Source organism: Nonomuraea typhae (assembly GCF_009760925.1).
Classification (GTDB): Bacteria; Actinomycetota; Actinomycetes; order Streptosporangiales; family Streptosporangiaceae; genus Nonomuraea; species Nonomuraea typhae.
Genome location: NZ_VRLV01000007.1, coordinates 217,915 through 233,433, shown reverse-complemented (window position 1 = coordinate 233,433; position 15,519 = coordinate 217,915). Strand labels below are relative to the sequence as shown.

The 15,519-nt window shown below is 70.2% G+C and carries 15 protein-coding genes; 10 read left to right on the top strand and 5 right to left on the bottom strand.

Annotated features, from left to right (window positions below; translation table 11 throughout):
• Position 1: 1 nt before the first annotated feature.
• The 3 genes from FVE25_RS27025 to FVE25_RS27015 are packed head-to-tail and all read right to left on the bottom strand — an operon-like array spanning position 2 to position 3,500.
• Complete coding sequence (locus FVE25_RS27025; RefSeq protein WP_157249875.1) at positions 2-2,272, bottom strand: ABC transporter permease; 2,271 nt, start codon at positions 2,270-2,272, stop codon at positions 2-4.
• Positions 2,269-2,997: an ABC transporter ATP-binding protein gene (locus FVE25_RS27020; protein WP_157249874.1), complete on the bottom strand. Its 729-nt coding sequence runs from the start codon at positions 2,995-2,997 to the stop codon at positions 2,269-2,271. Before FVE25_RS27020 ends, FVE25_RS27025 begins: the two co-directional genes overlap by 4 nt.
• Complete coding sequence (locus FVE25_RS27015; protein ID WP_157249873.1) at positions 2,994-3,500, bottom strand: PadR family transcriptional regulator; 507 nt, start codon at positions 3,498-3,500, stop codon at positions 2,994-2,996. Before FVE25_RS27015 ends, FVE25_RS27020 begins: the two co-directional genes overlap by 4 nt.
• A gap of 127 nt (positions 3,501-3,627) precedes the next feature.
• Between FVE25_RS27015 and FVE25_RS27010 the strand changes: the two genes are divergently transcribed.
• The 5 genes from FVE25_RS27010 (at position 3,628) to FVE25_RS26990 (ending at position 9,239) form a co-directional block, all read left to right on the top strand.
• Positions 3,628-4,866: an ABC transporter substrate-binding protein gene (locus FVE25_RS27010; protein WP_157249872.1), complete on the top strand. Its 1,239-nt coding sequence runs from the start codon at positions 3,628-3,630 to the stop codon at positions 4,864-4,866.
• A 9-nt stretch (positions 4,867-4,875) separates the two neighbouring features.
• Positions 4,876-6,201 (top strand): ABC transporter substrate-binding protein, encoded by a 1,326-nt coding sequence (locus FVE25_RS27005; RefSeq protein WP_157249871.1) that lies wholly within the window; start codon positions 4,876-4,878, stop codon positions 6,199-6,201.
• Positions 6,202-6,213: 12 nt separating this feature from the next.
• Positions 6,214-7,584 carry an ABC transporter permease gene (locus FVE25_RS27000; protein ID WP_157249870.1) on the top strand — a complete coding sequence of 457 codons (1,371 nt, stop codon included), beginning with the start codon at positions 6,214-6,216 and terminating at the stop codon, positions 7,582-7,584.
• Complete coding sequence (locus tag FVE25_RS26995) at positions 7,584-8,489, top strand: carbohydrate ABC transporter permease (RefSeq protein ID WP_157249869.1); 906 nt, start codon at positions 7,584-7,586, stop codon at positions 8,487-8,489. Before FVE25_RS27000 ends, FVE25_RS26995 begins: the two co-directional genes overlap by 1 nt.
• Positions 8,490-8,561: 72 nt before the next feature.
• Positions 8,562-9,239, top strand: a complete 678-nt coding sequence (locus tag FVE25_RS26990) for a uracil-DNA glycosylase (protein WP_157249868.1) — start codon at positions 8,562-8,564, stop codon at positions 9,237-9,239.
• Here the strand turns inward: FVE25_RS26990 and FVE25_RS26985 are convergent.
• Complete coding sequence (locus tag FVE25_RS26985) at positions 9,236-9,658, bottom strand: DoxX family protein (protein ID WP_157249867.1); 423 nt, start codon at positions 9,656-9,658, stop codon at positions 9,236-9,238. The two genes, FVE25_RS26990 and FVE25_RS26985, sit on opposite strands and share 4 nt — an antisense overlap.
• A 127-nt stretch (positions 9,659-9,785) precedes the next feature.
• Between FVE25_RS26985 and FVE25_RS26980 the strand changes: the two genes are divergently transcribed.
• Genes FVE25_RS26980 through FVE25_RS26970 form a run of 3 tightly spaced genes read left to right on the top strand, consistent with a single transcriptional unit; the run spans position 9,786 to position 11,892 of the window.
• The gene (locus FVE25_RS26980) at positions 9,786-10,937 is read left to right on the top strand and encodes a sensor histidine kinase (protein WP_157249866.1); all 1,152 of its coding nucleotides are present in this window, start codon (positions 9,786-9,788) and stop codon (positions 10,935-10,937) included.
• Entirely contained in the window at positions 10,934-11,554 is a 621-nt protein-coding gene (locus FVE25_RS26975; protein WP_157249865.1) for a response regulator, read from the top strand. The genes FVE25_RS26980 and FVE25_RS26975 overlap by 4 nt, the downstream gene beginning before the upstream one ends.
• Positions 11,555-11,571: 17 nt before the next feature.
• Entirely contained in the window at positions 11,572-11,892 is a 321-nt protein-coding gene (locus tag FVE25_RS26970; protein WP_157249864.1) for a hypothetical protein, read from the top strand.
• A gap of 6 nt (positions 11,893-11,898) precedes the next feature.
• On the opposite strand, the gene FVE25_RS26965 is transcribed toward FVE25_RS26970, so the two are convergent.
• The gene (locus FVE25_RS26965) at positions 11,899-12,540 is read right to left on the bottom strand and encodes an NmrA family NAD(P)-binding protein (protein WP_157249863.1); all 642 of its coding nucleotides are present in this window, start codon (positions 12,538-12,540) and stop codon (positions 11,899-11,901) included.
• 124 nt (positions 12,541-12,664) lie between these two features.
• On the opposite strand from FVE25_RS26965, the gene FVE25_RS26960 reads away from it, so the two are divergent.
• On the top strand, positions 12,665-12,955 hold the full coding sequence (locus FVE25_RS26960) for an MTH1187 family thiamine-binding protein (protein ID WP_157249862.1): 291 nt from the start codon (positions 12,665-12,667) through the stop codon (positions 12,953-12,955).
• 884 nt (positions 12,956-13,839) lie between these two features.
• A complete protein-coding gene (locus FVE25_RS26955; protein WP_157249861.1) occupies positions 13,840-15,429 on the top strand; it encodes an FAD-dependent monooxygenase in 1,590 nt (529 codons plus the stop codon).
• Positions 15,430-15,519: the final 90 nt, after the last annotated feature.

Below are 15,519 nucleotides of genomic sequence, written 5' to 3'. Positions count from 1 at the left end.
CTCAGCGGGCGGTGACGGGCACCTGGGCCCGGGCCGCCCGCCTGGCCGGGATCAGCGCCACCGCGAGCGCCGCGCCCACCGCCGCCAGCATGGCCAGCACGAGTGTGGCCATCGACGGCGGCCGGCCGATCCCGGCGCCCACGCCGCTGGTGTAGCCCTGCAGGTCGATCAGTCCCTTCACCACCGAGGCGCCCGCCGCGGTGCCCGCCAGCACGCCCAGGACCACCAGCAGGCCGGTCCCGGTCACCAGCGTCGCCATGAGCTGGCGCGGGGTCAGCCCCATCGCCTTCAGCACCGCCAGGTCCAGCGCGTGGTCGCGCAGCCCCAGCGCGCTCGCCGTCAGCAGGTTCGCCAGGCCGATCAGCGACAGCACCAGGATCAGCGCGACGATCACCACCCGGATCACGGCCAGCCGCTCGGCCGGGTTCACCACCCGCTGGATCTCCAGCCCCTCTCCGGAGACCGCCAGCAGCCGCGTGCGCACCTCGCCGGGGTCCACGCCGGGCTTCATCACCAGCGCGTAGAACTCCGGCGGAGTCGAGTCCTTGGCCGCCAGACTGTCCAGCCCGACCGAGAGCACCTCGCCGTCCAGATCGGGCTCGACCGCCCGGCCGACGATCCGCACGATCAGCGGCGACTCGCCGACGGTCAGCCGCACCCGGTCGCCGATCTTGACCCGCAGCAGGTCGAGCAGCCCCTGCCCGGCCACGGCCTCGCCGGGCTGGGCGTACATGCGCCCCTCGACCACTGGGAAGGGGTACGGCTCGGCCGAGGCGCCGATCGCCCGCACCCGGACCGATCGGGCCTGTCCGGGCGCCAGGGCGTTGACGTCGGCCCCCTGGTAGACCGCGGCCACGCCCCTGTCGGCCTTCACCAGCGCCTCGGCCGTGGACGACTCCAGCTTGCCCGGCCGCACGTGCAGGGCGGCGTGCTGGCCCACCCGGGCCGGATCGCGCTGGAAGTCGTCCAGCGTGGCCCAGACGCCCAGGCCGATCGTGATCATCATCATGGGTACGGCGAGGCCGAACACCGTCATGAACGCCGGCACGCGGCGGGTGAAGGCGTCACGCGTGCCCAGGACGAGCGCGGGCGGCAGCCGTACCAGGAGAGCGAGGCGAGCCAGCCGGGACAGGTGGCCGCGCGGCGGCGCCGAGGGGGCGGCGGGGATGGGCGGGGTGCGGCCGCCGCGCCAGGCGGGCAGGCCGACCGCGGCGAGCACGACCAGGGCGGTCCCGGCGGCGATGAGCAGGATGGGGGCGGGCGCGACGGCCGCGGGGCCCAGCACGACCGCGATCACCACCCCGCCCGCGACGGTGCCGAGGAGGAGTCCGAGCAGGCCGAGCGCCCCGTGCTCGACGAGCAGGACGGCGGCGATCTGGCCGCGGGTGAAGCCCATGGACTTCAGCGTGGCCAGGTCGCGCAACTGGCCGAGGACCCGGCCGCCGGCGGCGTTGGCCAGCGCGAGCGCGGCGGCGACCAGCCCGACCACGCCGAACAGCGCCAGCAGCGTGCCCAGGAGCCGGTTGTCCAGTTCCATGGCGGCGCGCACCTGCCGCCAGGTGTAGACGCGCTGGAGCTCGTCCTCCAGCATGACCACGACCCGCTGGGAGACCACCTGGGTGGCCTCGGGGTCGGCCAGGCGCAGGCCGGTGACGTACTCGCTGCGCCCGATGGCGGGTTCGATGCGGTCGAGCAGGTCGGGCAGCACCCAGGCCAGGCCGGGCGTCCATTCGGGGAAGAAGCCCTGCTCGGCGGTGTCGGCGATGCCGCGCACGTAGAGCGTGTGCCGGGCGCCGCTGAGCGCGGTCACGGTGACCGGGGCGCCGAGGCGCAGCCCGAGGTCCTCGGCGAAGGAGCGCTCGACGACCACGCCGTCGAGTTGCCGCGGGTCCAGCCATCTGCCCTCGGCCAGCGCCTGGCGCGCCACCTCCGGCACCTCGGCGGGCATCGCGCGCAGCGCCGCGGGCTCCTTCTTGCCGTCCTGCACCACGCTCACGGGCGCCGACCGGTACGGCCCGGCCACGTGGGTGACCCCGTCGATCTCACGCAGCTTGACCGCCTCGGGCTCGCTGCGCGTGTGGATCCACACGTGGGCGCCGTCGGTCAGGGTGAAGAGGCTGCGCCACGGGTTGGTGCCCTCTTCGAGCAGGGTCGCGGCGGTGATCAGCGCGGCGACGATCCCGGCGACGGCCAGCACGGTCAGCACGGCCTGGCCGCGCCTGGCCCGCAGGTCGGCCCGGATCCAGCGCCCTCCGGCCCGGTAGATGCTCACCGCAGCTCGATGACCTCGCCGGCGGCACTGCCACCACGGCGGCGGGCGATGCGGCCGTCGTCGACGACCTCGCCGTCGAGCAGGGAGACGACGCGGTCGGCGAGGCTGGCGACGCGGGCGTCGTGCGTGACCATGACGATGCTCTGGCCGTCCTTGTGCACCCGGCCGATCAGGCGCAGCACGTCGCGGGTGTTGCGGCTGTCGAGGTTGCCGGTGGGCTCGTCGGCCAGCAGGAGCGTCGGCTGGTTGGCCAGGGCGCGGGCCAGGGCGACGCGCTGCTGCTCGCCGCCGGACAGCTGGGCGGGGGCGGCGTCGGCGCGTTCGGTGAGGTTGAGGGCGCCGAGCAGATGTTCCCTGCGCTCGCGGGCCTCGCCGGGGGTGGCGCCGGCCAGCAGGGCGGGCAGTTCGACGTTGTCGGCGACGGTCATGCTGGCGACCAGGTTGAAGAACTGGAAGACGAAGCCGATCTGCCGGCGGCGCAGCACCGCCCAGGCCGACTCCGACAGCGTGTCCACGCGCTTGCCGCCGAGCCAGATCTCGCCGCTGGTGCGGGTGTCGAGGCCGCCGAGCATGTGCACGAGCGTGGACTTGCCGGACCCGGACGGGCCCATGACGACGACGAACTCGCCCGCGTCGACGTGCAGGTCAACGCCGCGGACGGCGGGTACGGGCACCCCGCCGTCCGAGTAGATCTTGACCAGGTTCACGGTTTTGAGAAGGGTCATATCAAGTCCTCCTGGCAGCGCTGCAGCCAGTCGAGGTCGGCCTGCAGGTGCAGCATGGCGCCCTCGATCAGCAGCGTAGCGACCCTGTTGCGCGGGTCTGTACGCTCCAGGAGGTCATTGAGGTCGCGCATGAGCGCGAGATAGTGGCGGCGCTGCCGGTTGATCAGCGCCATCCGGTCGGAGATGCCGGTCAGCGGCGCGAGGACGAGCTTCATGAAGAACTCGTCGCGCACCCGCGGGCCCTCTGTGGGCTCCTCGACCCACTCGGTGAGCACGTCCCGGCCCTCGGCGGTCAGGTAGTAGACCTTCTTGTTGGGCCGGTTGGACTGTTCGACGTCTACGGCCCGGACGAGCCCGTCCTTCTCCAGCCGGCCCAGGGTCACGTAGATCTGGCCGATGTTGGGCGAGGGGTAGGCGCTGCCGAACGTCTGCTCGAGCGCCTGTTTGAGCTCGTAGCCATGGGCAGGTTCCTTGGCAAGGAGCGCCAGCAGGTGCAACCGCACCGCGCCCCACCTCCCGTACGTTACGCATGCGTTACGGAGATAACCGTTGACCTTCAGATTACAGGTGTGCATAACATGAATGCATCTACCTAACACGTATGTAACCCTAGAAACGTGGAGGTAACCAGTGCGTCGTTCGATTGCTGCGCTTCTCGCCGTACTCGTGGCGGCCGGATGCGCGACGTCGAACGACGAGCGCGGCGGCGAGCCGGAGACGGGCGGGATCGGCCCGATCACCATCGCCGTCGGGCGTGAGGGGGCGGCGTACCTGCCGCCGCTGCTCGACCGCTGGAACCAGACACACCCCGCCGAGAAGGTCACGCTGATCGAGCTGCCGGAAGCGGCCGACGAGCAGCGTGCCCAGATGGTCTCCAACCTTCAGGCGCGCAGCGGCAGGTACGACGTGCTCGTCCTGGACGTCGTGTGGACCGCCGAGTTCGCGGACAACGGCTGGATCATCCCCTTGGAGCGCGGGGCCTTCCCGCTCGACAAGTTCCTGCCGCCGGTCGTGGGCACGGCGGTGTACAACGGCAAGCTCTGGGCCGTGCCGTACACCAGCAATGCCGGACTGCTGTTCTACCGCTCCGACCTGGTGAAGAAGCCGCCCAAGACCTGGGCGGAGCTCCGCCGGCAGGCCATGGAGACCAAGGGGAAGCATCAGATAGGTGGATACGGCGGGCAGTTCCTCGCCTACGAGGGGCTGACCGTGAACTTCTCCGAAGCCGTGGGCGGGCAGATCCTCAGCACCGACGGCCAGGAGGTGACGCTCGACCACGCCAAGGCCAAGGCCGCTCTCGCCTTCTTCGCCCAAGGACTGCGCGAGGAGTGGATCCCGGCCGAGGCGCTGTCGTACAAGGAGGAGGAGACCCGCCTGGCCTTCCAGGAGGGCCGCCTGGCCTTCGCGCGCAACTGGCCGCACGCCTACGGCTCGGCCAAGGCCAAGCTCGGCGACCGGTTCTCGGTCACCAGGCTGCCCGGCCCCGACGGGCCCGGCATCAGCGCGCTGGGCGGGCAGAACCTGGCCGTCAGCGCCTTCTCTTCCCACCCCAAGACCGCACGCGACTTCATCCACTACTTGACCAGCCAGGAAACCCAGCGCCGCGTCCTGTCCGAGGGATCGTTCCCGCCGGTGTGGACCGAGCTCTACGACGACCCCGGGCTGATCAAGCAGTTCCCGTACCTGCCGGTACTGAAGGAAAGCATCCTGGCCGCCAAGCCGCGGCCGGTCAGCGCCAACTACAACCAGCTGAGCCTGGTGATCGCCAGCGCGGTCGCCAAGGCGCTCACCCCGCCGTTCCCCGAGCCGGACGACAGCGTCGTGGACTCGTTGAAGGCGGATCTGACGGAGTCATTGTCGACTCAGTGAGGCAAGTCCATGCGAAAGACAGCCATCGTTCTCGCCGGGCTCGCGGTAGCGGCCGCAGCCTGTGGCAACGCGCCCACGACCACCCCCACGCAGCCTGCCGGCACGGGCGCCGCCACGACCTCCGGCGGCGGCGCCAAGCCCCTCCAGGGCCAGAAGATCGAGGTCGCCGCCAAGTGGACGGGCGACGAGGAGAAGTACTTCCGCGAGGTGCTGAAGGCTTTCACCGACAAGACCGGCGCCGAGGTCACCTACGCCGCCACCGGTGAGGACACCGGCGCCTACCTCGGCCCGCGCATCAAGGCCGGCAGCCCGCCGGACATCGCCATCCTGCCGCAGCCGGGCCTGGTGCAGCAGTACGCCGGCGACAAGGCGCTCAAGGCGCTGCCCCCCGCGGTCATCTCCCAGATCGACTCCAACTACACCCCGTACTGGAAGGAGCTCGGCTCCGCGGGCGGCCAGGTGTACGGCGTCATGGTCAAGGCCGCGCACAAGTCGCTGGTCTGGTACCGCACGGCCGCCTTCGAGGAGGCCGGCGTGCAGCCGCCCACCAACTGGGACGAACTGCTCAAGATCGCGCAGACCCTCGCCGACTCCGGCACCGCGCCCTTCTCCCTGTGCGGCGCCCACGGCTGGACCTTGACCGACCTGTTCGAGAACGTCTACCTCAGCACCGCCGGCCCCGAGAACTACGACAAGCTCTCCAAGCACGAGATCCCGTGGACCGACGCCTCGGTCGCCACGGCGCTGGAGAAGATGGCGCAGATCATGGGCAAGAAGGAGTTCGTCCTCGACGGCACCGCCGGCGCCCTGCAGACCGGGTTCCCCGACTGCGTCACCAAGGTCTACGACCAGAAGAAGGCCGCCATGGTCATCGAGGCGGACTTCGTGGCCACCCCGGTCGCCCAGTCCGGCGAGAAGGTCGGCGAGGGCGCGAAGACCTTCCCCTTCCCCAAGGTCGGCGACACCGCCCCGGTGGTGCTCGGCGGCGACATCGCGGTCGCGCTGAAGGACTCCCCCGGCGGCATGGCGCTGCTGGAGTTCCTGGCCTCCAAGGAGGGCGGCGAGATCTGGGCCAAGCTGCCCGGCTACCTGTCGCCCAACAAGAACGTCTCCCCGGACAACTACCCGGACGAGCTGACCAAGCAGCTCGGCCAGACGATCGTCTCGGCCGGCGACGCCGTCCGCTATGACATGTCCGACCTCACGCCCGCCGCCTTCGGCGCCACCGACGGCAAGGGCGAGTGGAAGGTGCTGCAGGACTTCCTGCGCGACCCCGCTGACGTCAAGGGCGCCCAGACCAAGCTCGAAGAAGAAGCCAAGAAGGCCTGGAAGTAGAGAGGTTAGGCCGTGACCGAACGGTTGAACGGCCCGCAGGTCCCGCCGGAGGGCGGGACCGCCTCCCCACGGGCCGACACCCCCCAGAAGACGAAGAAGTACCGCCTCGGCCCTTCTCCGATCATCGCCTACTTCTTCGTGCTGCCGGCGGCGCTCCTGCTGGGCATCTGGGCCGTATACCCCATCCTCTATTCGATCTTCCGCAGCCTCTTCGACGCCGCGGGAACCACGTTCGTGGGCGTGGACAACTTCACCGCGATCTTCACCGACCGCGGCACGCTGGTGACCGTCAGGAACAACCTGATCTGGGTGGTCGTCGCGCCGCTGCTGGTCACCGTGCTCGGCCTGCTGTTCGCGGTGCTCACCGAGCGCATCAGGTGGTCGACGGCGTTCAAGCTGATCGTCTTCATGCCGATGGCCGTCTCGCTGATGGCCGCCGGCGTCATCTTCCGCCTGGTCTACGAGCAGGACCCCGACAAGGGCCTGGCCAACGCCGTGCTCACGACCGTGCACGACACGTTCTCCGCCAGCCAGGGCTACCCGGACGCCCGCCCCCGCGAGGGCGACGCCTCCCCGGTCCAGGCCAAGGACGGCGGCGTGGCCACCAAGCAGCCCGCCCAGGCGGGCCGGCCGGTGCTCATCCCGCTGGTCGGCATCAAGGCCGGCACCCTGCCGACCGCCGCCGCCCCGGCTGCGGCCACCCCTCAGCCCGGCGGGCTGAGCGGAGTCATCTGGTTCGACTTCACCCCGGGCGGCAAGGGCACGAGCGGCGTGGTCGACCCCCAGGAGAAGGGCCTGCCGGGCATGACCGTCGAGGCGGTCAGCAACGGCAAGGTCGCCGCGACGGCCACCACGGAGGCCGACGGGTCCTTCCGCTTCGACGGACTGGCCGCGGGCTCCTATGAGGTACGGCTGCCGCAGTCGAACTTCACCGCGCCCTATCGGGGGCTGAACTGGCTGGGCGAGGCGCTCATCACACCCGCGATCATCTTCGCCTTCGTCTGGGTGTGGGCCGGGTTCGCGATGGTGCTGATCTCGGCCGGGCTGGCGGCCATTCCACGGGACGCGCTGGAGGCCGCCCGCATCGACGGGGCCACCGAGTGGCAGGTGTTCCGCCGGATCACCATCCCGCTGCTCTCACCGGTGTTGCTGGTCGTCTTCGTGACGATGATCATCAACACGCTGAAGGTGTTCGACCTGGTCTTCATCATCGCCCCGGCGTCGGTGCAGCCACAGGCGAACGTGATCGCGCTGGAGATGTGGCGCGTGGCGTTCGGCGCGAACAACCAGGGGATGGGCAGCGCGCTGGCCATCTTCCTGCTCGTGCTGGTCCTCCCCTTCATGATCATGAATGTCCGCCGATTCAGAAGGGGAGAGAACTGATGGCGACGGCAACAGCTCCCGCGGTCGAGCGCGGGCTGGAGGCGGGCGCCCCGAAGCGTGGTGTGCTCAGCAAGATCGTGGACAGGCTCGGCGGGGGCGTTGTCCAGGTTCTGATGGTGCTGATCGGCATCTTCTGGCTGGTGCCCACGCTCGGGCTGCTCGTCGCCTCGCTGCGTTCCGTGGCGGTCAACAACGCCGAGGGCTGGTGGACGGTCTTCACCAAGCCCGCCGAGCTCACGCTGTCCAACTACGCGAACCTGCTGTCCTCCGGGTTCACCGCCTCGTTCTGGAACACCATCGCCATCACGGTGCCGACCACGGTGCTGGTCATCGGCATCGCGGCGATGGCCGCCTACGCCTTCGCGTGGATGGAGTTCCCGGGCCGCGACCTGCTGTTCCTGATCGTGGTCGGACTGCTCATCGTGCCGGTTCAGATCGCGCTGATCCCGATCGCCGCCCTTTACGGCAACATCCCCGGGATGTTCGGCTCGATCCCCAGCGTGGTGCTGTTCCACGTGGCGTTCGGCCTGCCGTTCGCGATCTTCCTGCTGCGCAACTTCTTCGTCGGGATCCCGGCCTCGCTGCTGGAGGCCGCCCGCATGGACGGGGCGCCGGAGTGGAAGATCTTCGTCAGCGTCGTCTTCCCGCTGGGCAAGCCGGCCATCGCCTCGCTGGGCATCTTCCAGTTCCTGTGGGTCTGGAACGACCTGCTCATCGCCCTGGTCTTCGCCGACACGGAGTCACAGCCGATGACGAAGGCGCTTCAGTCGCAGACCCGGCAGTTCGGGAACAACATCGACATCCTCTCGTCGGGCGCGTTCCTGTCGCTGATCATCCCGCTGATCCTGTTCTTCGCCTTCCAGCGCTACTTCGTGCAGGGCATGATGGCCGGATCCGTTAAATAGTGATCTTTTCGGTACGGCTTGCGCTCGCGTTTGCGGCGCAAGCCGTACCGAAGCTGGCTAGGCTCAACGGCCATGACAGGTCGCCCCCTGAACGAAGTCGTCGAAGCCGGATGGGCCCAGGCTCTGGAGCCCGTGTCCGAGCGGATCTCCGCCATGGGCGAGTTCCTCCGCAAGGAGATCGCCGAAGGCCGGCAGTACCTCCCCGCGGGCGCGCACGTGCTGCGCGCGTTCAACCAGCCCTTCGACGGCGTCAAGGTGCTGATCGTGGGCCAGGACCCCTACCCCACCCCGGGGCACCCCATCGGCCTGTCCTTCTCGGTCGCCGCCGACGTGCGGCCGCTGCCGGGCAGCCTGCTCAACATCTACAAGGAGATGGAGAGCGACCTCGGCCTGCCGCGGCCGGCCAACGGCGACCTCACGCCGTGGGCGGAGCAGGGTGTGCTCCTGCTCAACAGGGTCCTGACCGTCATGCCGGGCAAGCCCGCCTCCCACCGCGGCAAGGGCTGGGAGGAGGTCACCGAGCAGGCCATCCGCGCGCTGGTGGCGCGGAACAAGCCCATGGTGGCCATTCTGTGGGGTCGTGACGCCCGCAACCTGGCCCCGATGCTGGGGAGCGTGCCGCGCATCGAATCCGCGCATCCCTCGCCTTTGTCGGCGCGCAGCGGCTTCTTCGGCTCTCGGCCGTTCAGCCGGGCCAACGAGCTGCTCACCCAGCAGGGCGCCACACCCGTGGAGTGGAAGCTCCCCTAACGCACCGGCGACAGGGCGCGCTTGCGCCGCCAGACGCTGTCCACGGCCAGCGCGCCCCCGTCGCTGAACCCGATCACCAGGCTGAACGCGGCCAGCGTGACGACGAACTCGTAGCCGCCGTCGGAGACGAGGAAACCGTTCGGCAGGTGGACCAGGAGCAGCGCCCCGATCATGTCCACGGCGAGCAGCACACCCACGATGGGCAGCGCCGCGCCGAGGATGAGGGCGATGCCGCCCCCGACCTCCAGGACCGCGACCACCGGCGCGGCCACCCCCGGCAGCGGGACGCCGATCTTCTCGAAGAAGGCGGTCGTGCCCGCGATTCCACCCGTGAACTTCTGCAGCCCGTGCACGAGGAAGACGGCCCCGAGGACGACGCGGCCGATCAGCAGCGTGTACGGCCGGATCTGGTCGATCATGTGAAGTCTCCTTTCTGGTCGAGTCAAGCCTGTCCGACCTGCTAGACGGCCGGGTCGGGCGCATGGGTGGTCCGCGCTCATCCAAAAGGATGATTCAGCCACCTGCCGTCCCTGGTACCAAGAAGGGATGAGCGTGCTTTCCCTTCGCCGGCCGATGACCTTCGAGGAAGGGTTCCCCCGGGTCGTCCACCTGGGCTTCTACCTGACGCTGGCGGCCTGCACCGTGCGCATGCTCTCCTACGGAGGCGGCTTCTCACAGCTCGACGCCATCCGGCTCGTCGCCGTGGCCGCCTTCTGCTCCCTGTACGCCGGAGGGGTGGCGTGGGCCAGGCCGGGATGGCAGCAGAACGCCTGGGTGGCCGCGATGATCGTGGCCTGGACGCCGCTCACCCTCACCACCCCCTGTTTCAGCTGGTCGGCCATTCCCCTGTTCTTCCTCGTGCTGATCGTGCTGCCGATGCGGCTGGCCGTACCCGTGGTGGGCTATCTAGCGGCGGTCGCGGCCGTCGTCGGCGAGTTCCACGCACGCACCAACTGGGACCCCGCGCCCCTCATCGCCCCGATTGCGATCGCTATGATGAGCATGTTCAACTACCGCCGCCTCCATCACGAGAACGTGCGCAGGCAGGAGCTCATCGAGGACCTCATGCGCGCCAGGGAAGAGCTGGCCGAGTCCGAGCGGGCCGCGGGCGTGCTGCAAGAGCGGGTACGACTCTCGCGCGAGATCCACGACACGCTGGCCCAGGGCCTTTCCAGCATGCACATGCTGCTGAACGCGGCCGACCAGGAGTGGGACACCGCCCCTGACAAGGCCCGCGCCCACGTACGGCAGGCCGCGCTGGCCGCCCGCGAGAACCTCGCCGAGGCCAGGCGCTTCGTGCGCGACCTGGCCCCGCCCGCGCTCGACGAGCGCTCGCTGCCCGAGGCGCTGCGCAAGGTGGCCGGCGGCGTGCCGGTGCGGGTCGAGGGCGTGCCGCGCATGCTCGACGACGCCGTCGAGGGCGAGCTTCTGCGCATCGCGCAGGGGGCGCTGGCCAACGCCGCCCAGCACGCCCACGCCGACCACGTCGTGGTCACGCTCACCTACCTGCCCGACACCATCACCCTGGACGTCATGGACGACGGCATCGGCTTCGACCCGGGCCGGGTGCGATCGTGCCACGAACGCGGCTACGGCCTGCGGGCCATCCGCCAGCGGGCCCAGGCGCTGGGCGGCACCGCCACCGTGGACAGCGCGCCCGGCGAGGGCACCGTCGTCGCGGTCAAGGTGTTCGCATGAGAATTCTACTGGTCGACGACCACCCCGTGGTGCGGGCCGGACTGGCCGCGATGCTCTCGGCGCAGGAGGACTTCACCGTCGCCGGCGAGGCGGCCAGCGGCGAGGAGGCGGTCAGGCAGAGCGCCTACCTCGCTCCCGACCTGGTGCTCATGGACCTGCAGATGGGTGAGGGCATCGACGGCCTGGAAGCCACCCGGCAGATCTCCGCCCAGCCCGGCGCGCCCAAGGTCGTCGTGCTGACCACCTACGACTCCGACGCCGACATCCTGCGCGCGCTGGAGGCCGGGGCCGTCGGCTACCTCCTCAAGGAGTCGCCGCCCGAGGAGCTGTTCGCCGCGCTGCGCACCGCCGCCGCGGGCGAGACCGCGCTGTCGCCGCCGGTCGCCTCCCGGCTGGCGCAGCGCTTCCGCAGCCCCCAGCTCGCGCTGAGCCAGCGGGAGATCGAGATCCTGGAGCTTCTCGCGGCCGGGAAGTCCAACCGCGAGATCAGCAAGGCGATGTTCATCAGCGAGGCGACCGTCAAGACACATCTCGCCCACGTCTACGACAAGCTGGGCGTCGACAGCAGAACCGCCGCGGTCCGCTGTGCGGTGGAGCGGCGCCTGATCCGCCTGTAACCCGTAGAGTCTGCTGCATGAGTGATGAAGGTAAGTTCCTGCGCCTCACGGTCGAGCTGACCGTCGAGGTGCTCGACGTCGACGCGCTGCAGGCCGCGGCGCTGGGCGAGATCCGGCACCCTGACGCCGACCTCACCGATGAGGAGCGCAAGGAGCAGGCCGAGCTGGTCACGACCGACGAGACGGGCGCGACCGCGCTGCAGTGGCTGATCGAACCCGACCACGTGCTCTCGCTCGTCCAGCACATCGACGAGGTCGAGCCGCGTGAGGCCGTCCTCGGCGTGGAGCCGTCCGACGGCCTCAGCGAGGATGAGGACGAGCACGAGCACGACCACTGAGCAGATCTATGACAGAGCCGCGGCGCCGTCCACGCCGCGGCTCTTCAGCCACCCCTCCAGGGTGAGCAGGCCCGGGTGCAGCTCCTTGAGCGCGACGATGTCGGCCGCGTACCCGGACTCCCCGAACCAGAACAACATCCGGCTTTCCGCTCCCATCGCCCTGAGCAGCGCCCTCGGCATCCTGACGTAGCGACGGCCGGTCCTGGCCGCGATCTGCGGCACGGTCAGCTCGTCCCCCGCCAGCTCCAGCGCCTGTTCAGGAAAGCGTCCCGCGAAGGCCATCCGGGCGAAGACGCCGATGTCCCGCGTGGCGATCATCTGCAGCGTCTTGTCCCGGCCCAGCACCGCCGCCATCATCCCCAGCCCCACGGCCGCGCCCCGCATCACGAAGACGTCCGTGAACGTCGTCGGTCTCAAGAAGGTGTACGGCAGGCCGCCGGCGCGCAGGGCCGCGCGCAGGCTGGCGGCGTCGGCCAGGTCGCCGCCCACGACCTCGGCGCCGCGGGCGGCCAGCGCCCTGGCCGCCGCGCTCCCCGGGTCACGGGTGAGGGCGCGCACCCGCCAGTGCCCCGGCTCTTCCAGCAGCGCGTCCGCGACCGCGCCGCCCTGGTTTCCCGTCGCTCCGGTGACCAGGATGGTCTTGCTCATGGCTCTTCCCCTCTGCCGATATACTGAAGTAGTTCACTATTACCTCGTTCGGCATAGGGGTGTGAACGGGCAGAGGGCGCTCGCTAAGATCGGGAGCCATCCAGGATTCGCGGGAGGTTGGCCAGTGATCGTCGCATTCTCCATCACCCCCTTGGGCGTCGGCGAAGGAGTCGCCGAGCCGGTGGCCAGGGCGGTCAAGGTCGTCAGGGAGAGCGGGCTGCCCAACCGGACGGACGCCATGTTCACCACGATCGAGGGCGAATGGGACGAGGTGATGGACGTGATCAAGCGGGCGGTGGACGCCGTCCGGGAGGTCGCACCCCGGGTCAGCATCGTCCTCAAGGGCGACATCCGGGAAGGGGTTCAGGACGGGATGACGAGTAAGGTCGAATCGCTCGAACGTCATCTGGGGTGACTTCGCGGACTTTTCTCTGCGGGCTGGGCGTGCTAGAAATCGCGAATGCGGACTCCCCTGGCGGTTCCGATCGTCATCGGAGCCTTTGCGCTGGCACTCATGGCAAGTGCGACCCTGGCGCTGCTCCAGGTGTTCACGGCAACCACCAGCGTGAGCTCCACGTCACCGGCTGACGTGTTGACCAGCGTGTCCCCTGGGGATCCGGGCGGCGGGGTGCCGGGCACCGGGGTACCACAGGACGGGTCGCTGCAGCCGCCGCAGAACGGGACGCCATTGGGCGGGTCGCCTCAGGGCGCGTTTCCGCAAGGCGGGTCGCCTCAGGGCGGGTTACCGCAAGATGGGTCGCCTCAGGGTGCGTTTCCGCAGAATGGGACGCCGCAGACGGGCACCCCGCAGGGCGGGTTGCCGCAGGGCGGCTCCCCTGTTGGGGGCAGCCCGCAGAGCGGGTCGCCCGTCGGAGGCAGCCCGCAGGGCGGGTCGCCTGCCGGAGGCAGCCCCCAGGGCGGGTCGCCTGCCGGAGGCAGCCCCCAGGGCGGGTCACCGCAGGGCGGTTTCCCGCAGGGCGGTGCTCCCCAGCCCGGTTCCCCGACCGACCCGGCTTCGGTTCCGAGCTTCTGACCACGTGACCTGCACGCGGATCTCGTAACGGCGGCCGACCCCGCACCCGAGGCCGTATGCGTTCCCCTGGACAGGCCCCGGCCACGTACGGCGGGTGGCGGCCGGCACGGCTCCGCCGTACAAAACAGTCAGAGCCGCACGGCGGTGGCGCGGCTCCGCCGGACCAAACCAGCCAGAAACGCGATATATCTTGACCATGCCGCCCGACGCGACATATCGTGTGCCTCGAGCACGACATCGCGATATTACGCGTCCCGGAGGTGGAGATGGAAGAGCGCACGGCGGTACTCATCGTAGGAGCCGGCTACGCGGGGCTCAGCGCGGCGACGATGCTGGCCTGGCACCAGGTGCCGGTCATCCTGGTCGAACGGCATGCGAGCACCTCGATCCAGCCCAAGGCGTTCGGCGTCGGCCCGCGGGTGCTCGAGCTGATGCGCGGTGTCCCCGGCATCGAGTCGGAGTTCAGCGGGATTTGGGCGGGCATCGGCGAAGGAATGCGGATCGCCATCGCCTCCAGCCTCACCGATCCCGACCCGAAGATCCTTGTCGACACCGCCGGCGACCTCGACAGCTTCGTCGACATCACCCCCGTCCCCGACGTCGGCGCGCCGCAGTCCGAGATCGAGCGCGTCCTGCGCGGCAAGGCCGAGGAGTTCGGCGCCGACCTGCGCTTCTCCACCGAGCTCGTCTTCCTGGAGCAGGACGCCGACGGCGTGACCGCCCGCGTCAGGACCAAGGCCGGCGAGCACACGATCCGCGCCGACCACCTGATCGCCGCCGACGGCCACCGCAGCCCCCTGCGCGCCGCGCTCGGCGTGCCGACCAGCGGCAAGGGCGAGCTCCAGCACATGTACTCGATCATGTTCGACGCCGACCTGAGCCAGGTCGTGCGCGATCGCGAAGTGACCCTGTGGTACCTCCAGGCGGACGGCCTCACCGGCGCCATCATCACCGGCACCGGCGTCGGCGCCCACGGCCTCGGCGTCTACTACGACCCCGCGACCGCCCCCGGCTTCACCACCGAACGCTGCATCGACTTGGTACGGCAGGCGGTAGGCGTGCCCGACCTGGACGTGTCCGTCCTTGACACCACGACGTTCACCATCGCCCACCAGCTCGCCGACACCTACCGCGCGGGCCGCGTCTTCTTCGCCGGCGACGCGGCCCACACCATGCCTCCCACCGGCGGCCAGGGCGGCAGCACCGCCCTCCAGGACGGCTGCGACCTGGCCTGGCGCCTCTGGCTCGTCCACAGCGGCCAGGCGGGCCCCGCCTTCCTCGACACCTACGACGCCGAACGCCGTCCCATCGGCGCGCTGACCGCCAACGAGCAGCTGGCGAACATGGCGGTGAGAATGCCCTCCGAGCAGACGAGGGACGTCGCTCCCCCGACCGCGGACCCGATGGCCGTCATGCTCGGCTACCGCTACCACTCCACCTCCATCCTGAACGAGCCCACCGACGACGGCTCCCTCCTGGAGAACCCCCAAACCGCCACCGCCCGCCCCGGCAGCCGCGCCCCGCACGTGCTCCTCGACTGGGAGGGCATGCCCATCTCGACGATCGACCTGTTCGGCACCGGTCACGTCCTGCTCATCGGCCCCCGCGGCCGCGACTGGGAAACCGCCGCCCGCGCGGTGAGCGACCGCCTGGACCTCCACCTCACTCCCCTGGTCATCGGCGGCGACCTGAAGGACCTGGAAGGCGTGTGGCAGGAGCGCTACGGCGTCACCGAGACCGGCGCCGTCCTGGTCCGCCCCGACGGTTACGTCTCCTGGCGCGCCCCCGCCCTGACCCCGTCCCCCAAGGACACCTTGAACGAAGTCCTCACCACGACCCTGAGCCGCACCCCCTGAACCCCTGCCCCAGAACCGGCCGCAACGCCACCCGCCCCGGAACACGGAGAAACGCCCGGAGCCGGCCGAGCATCCGACAGACCGGTGCGG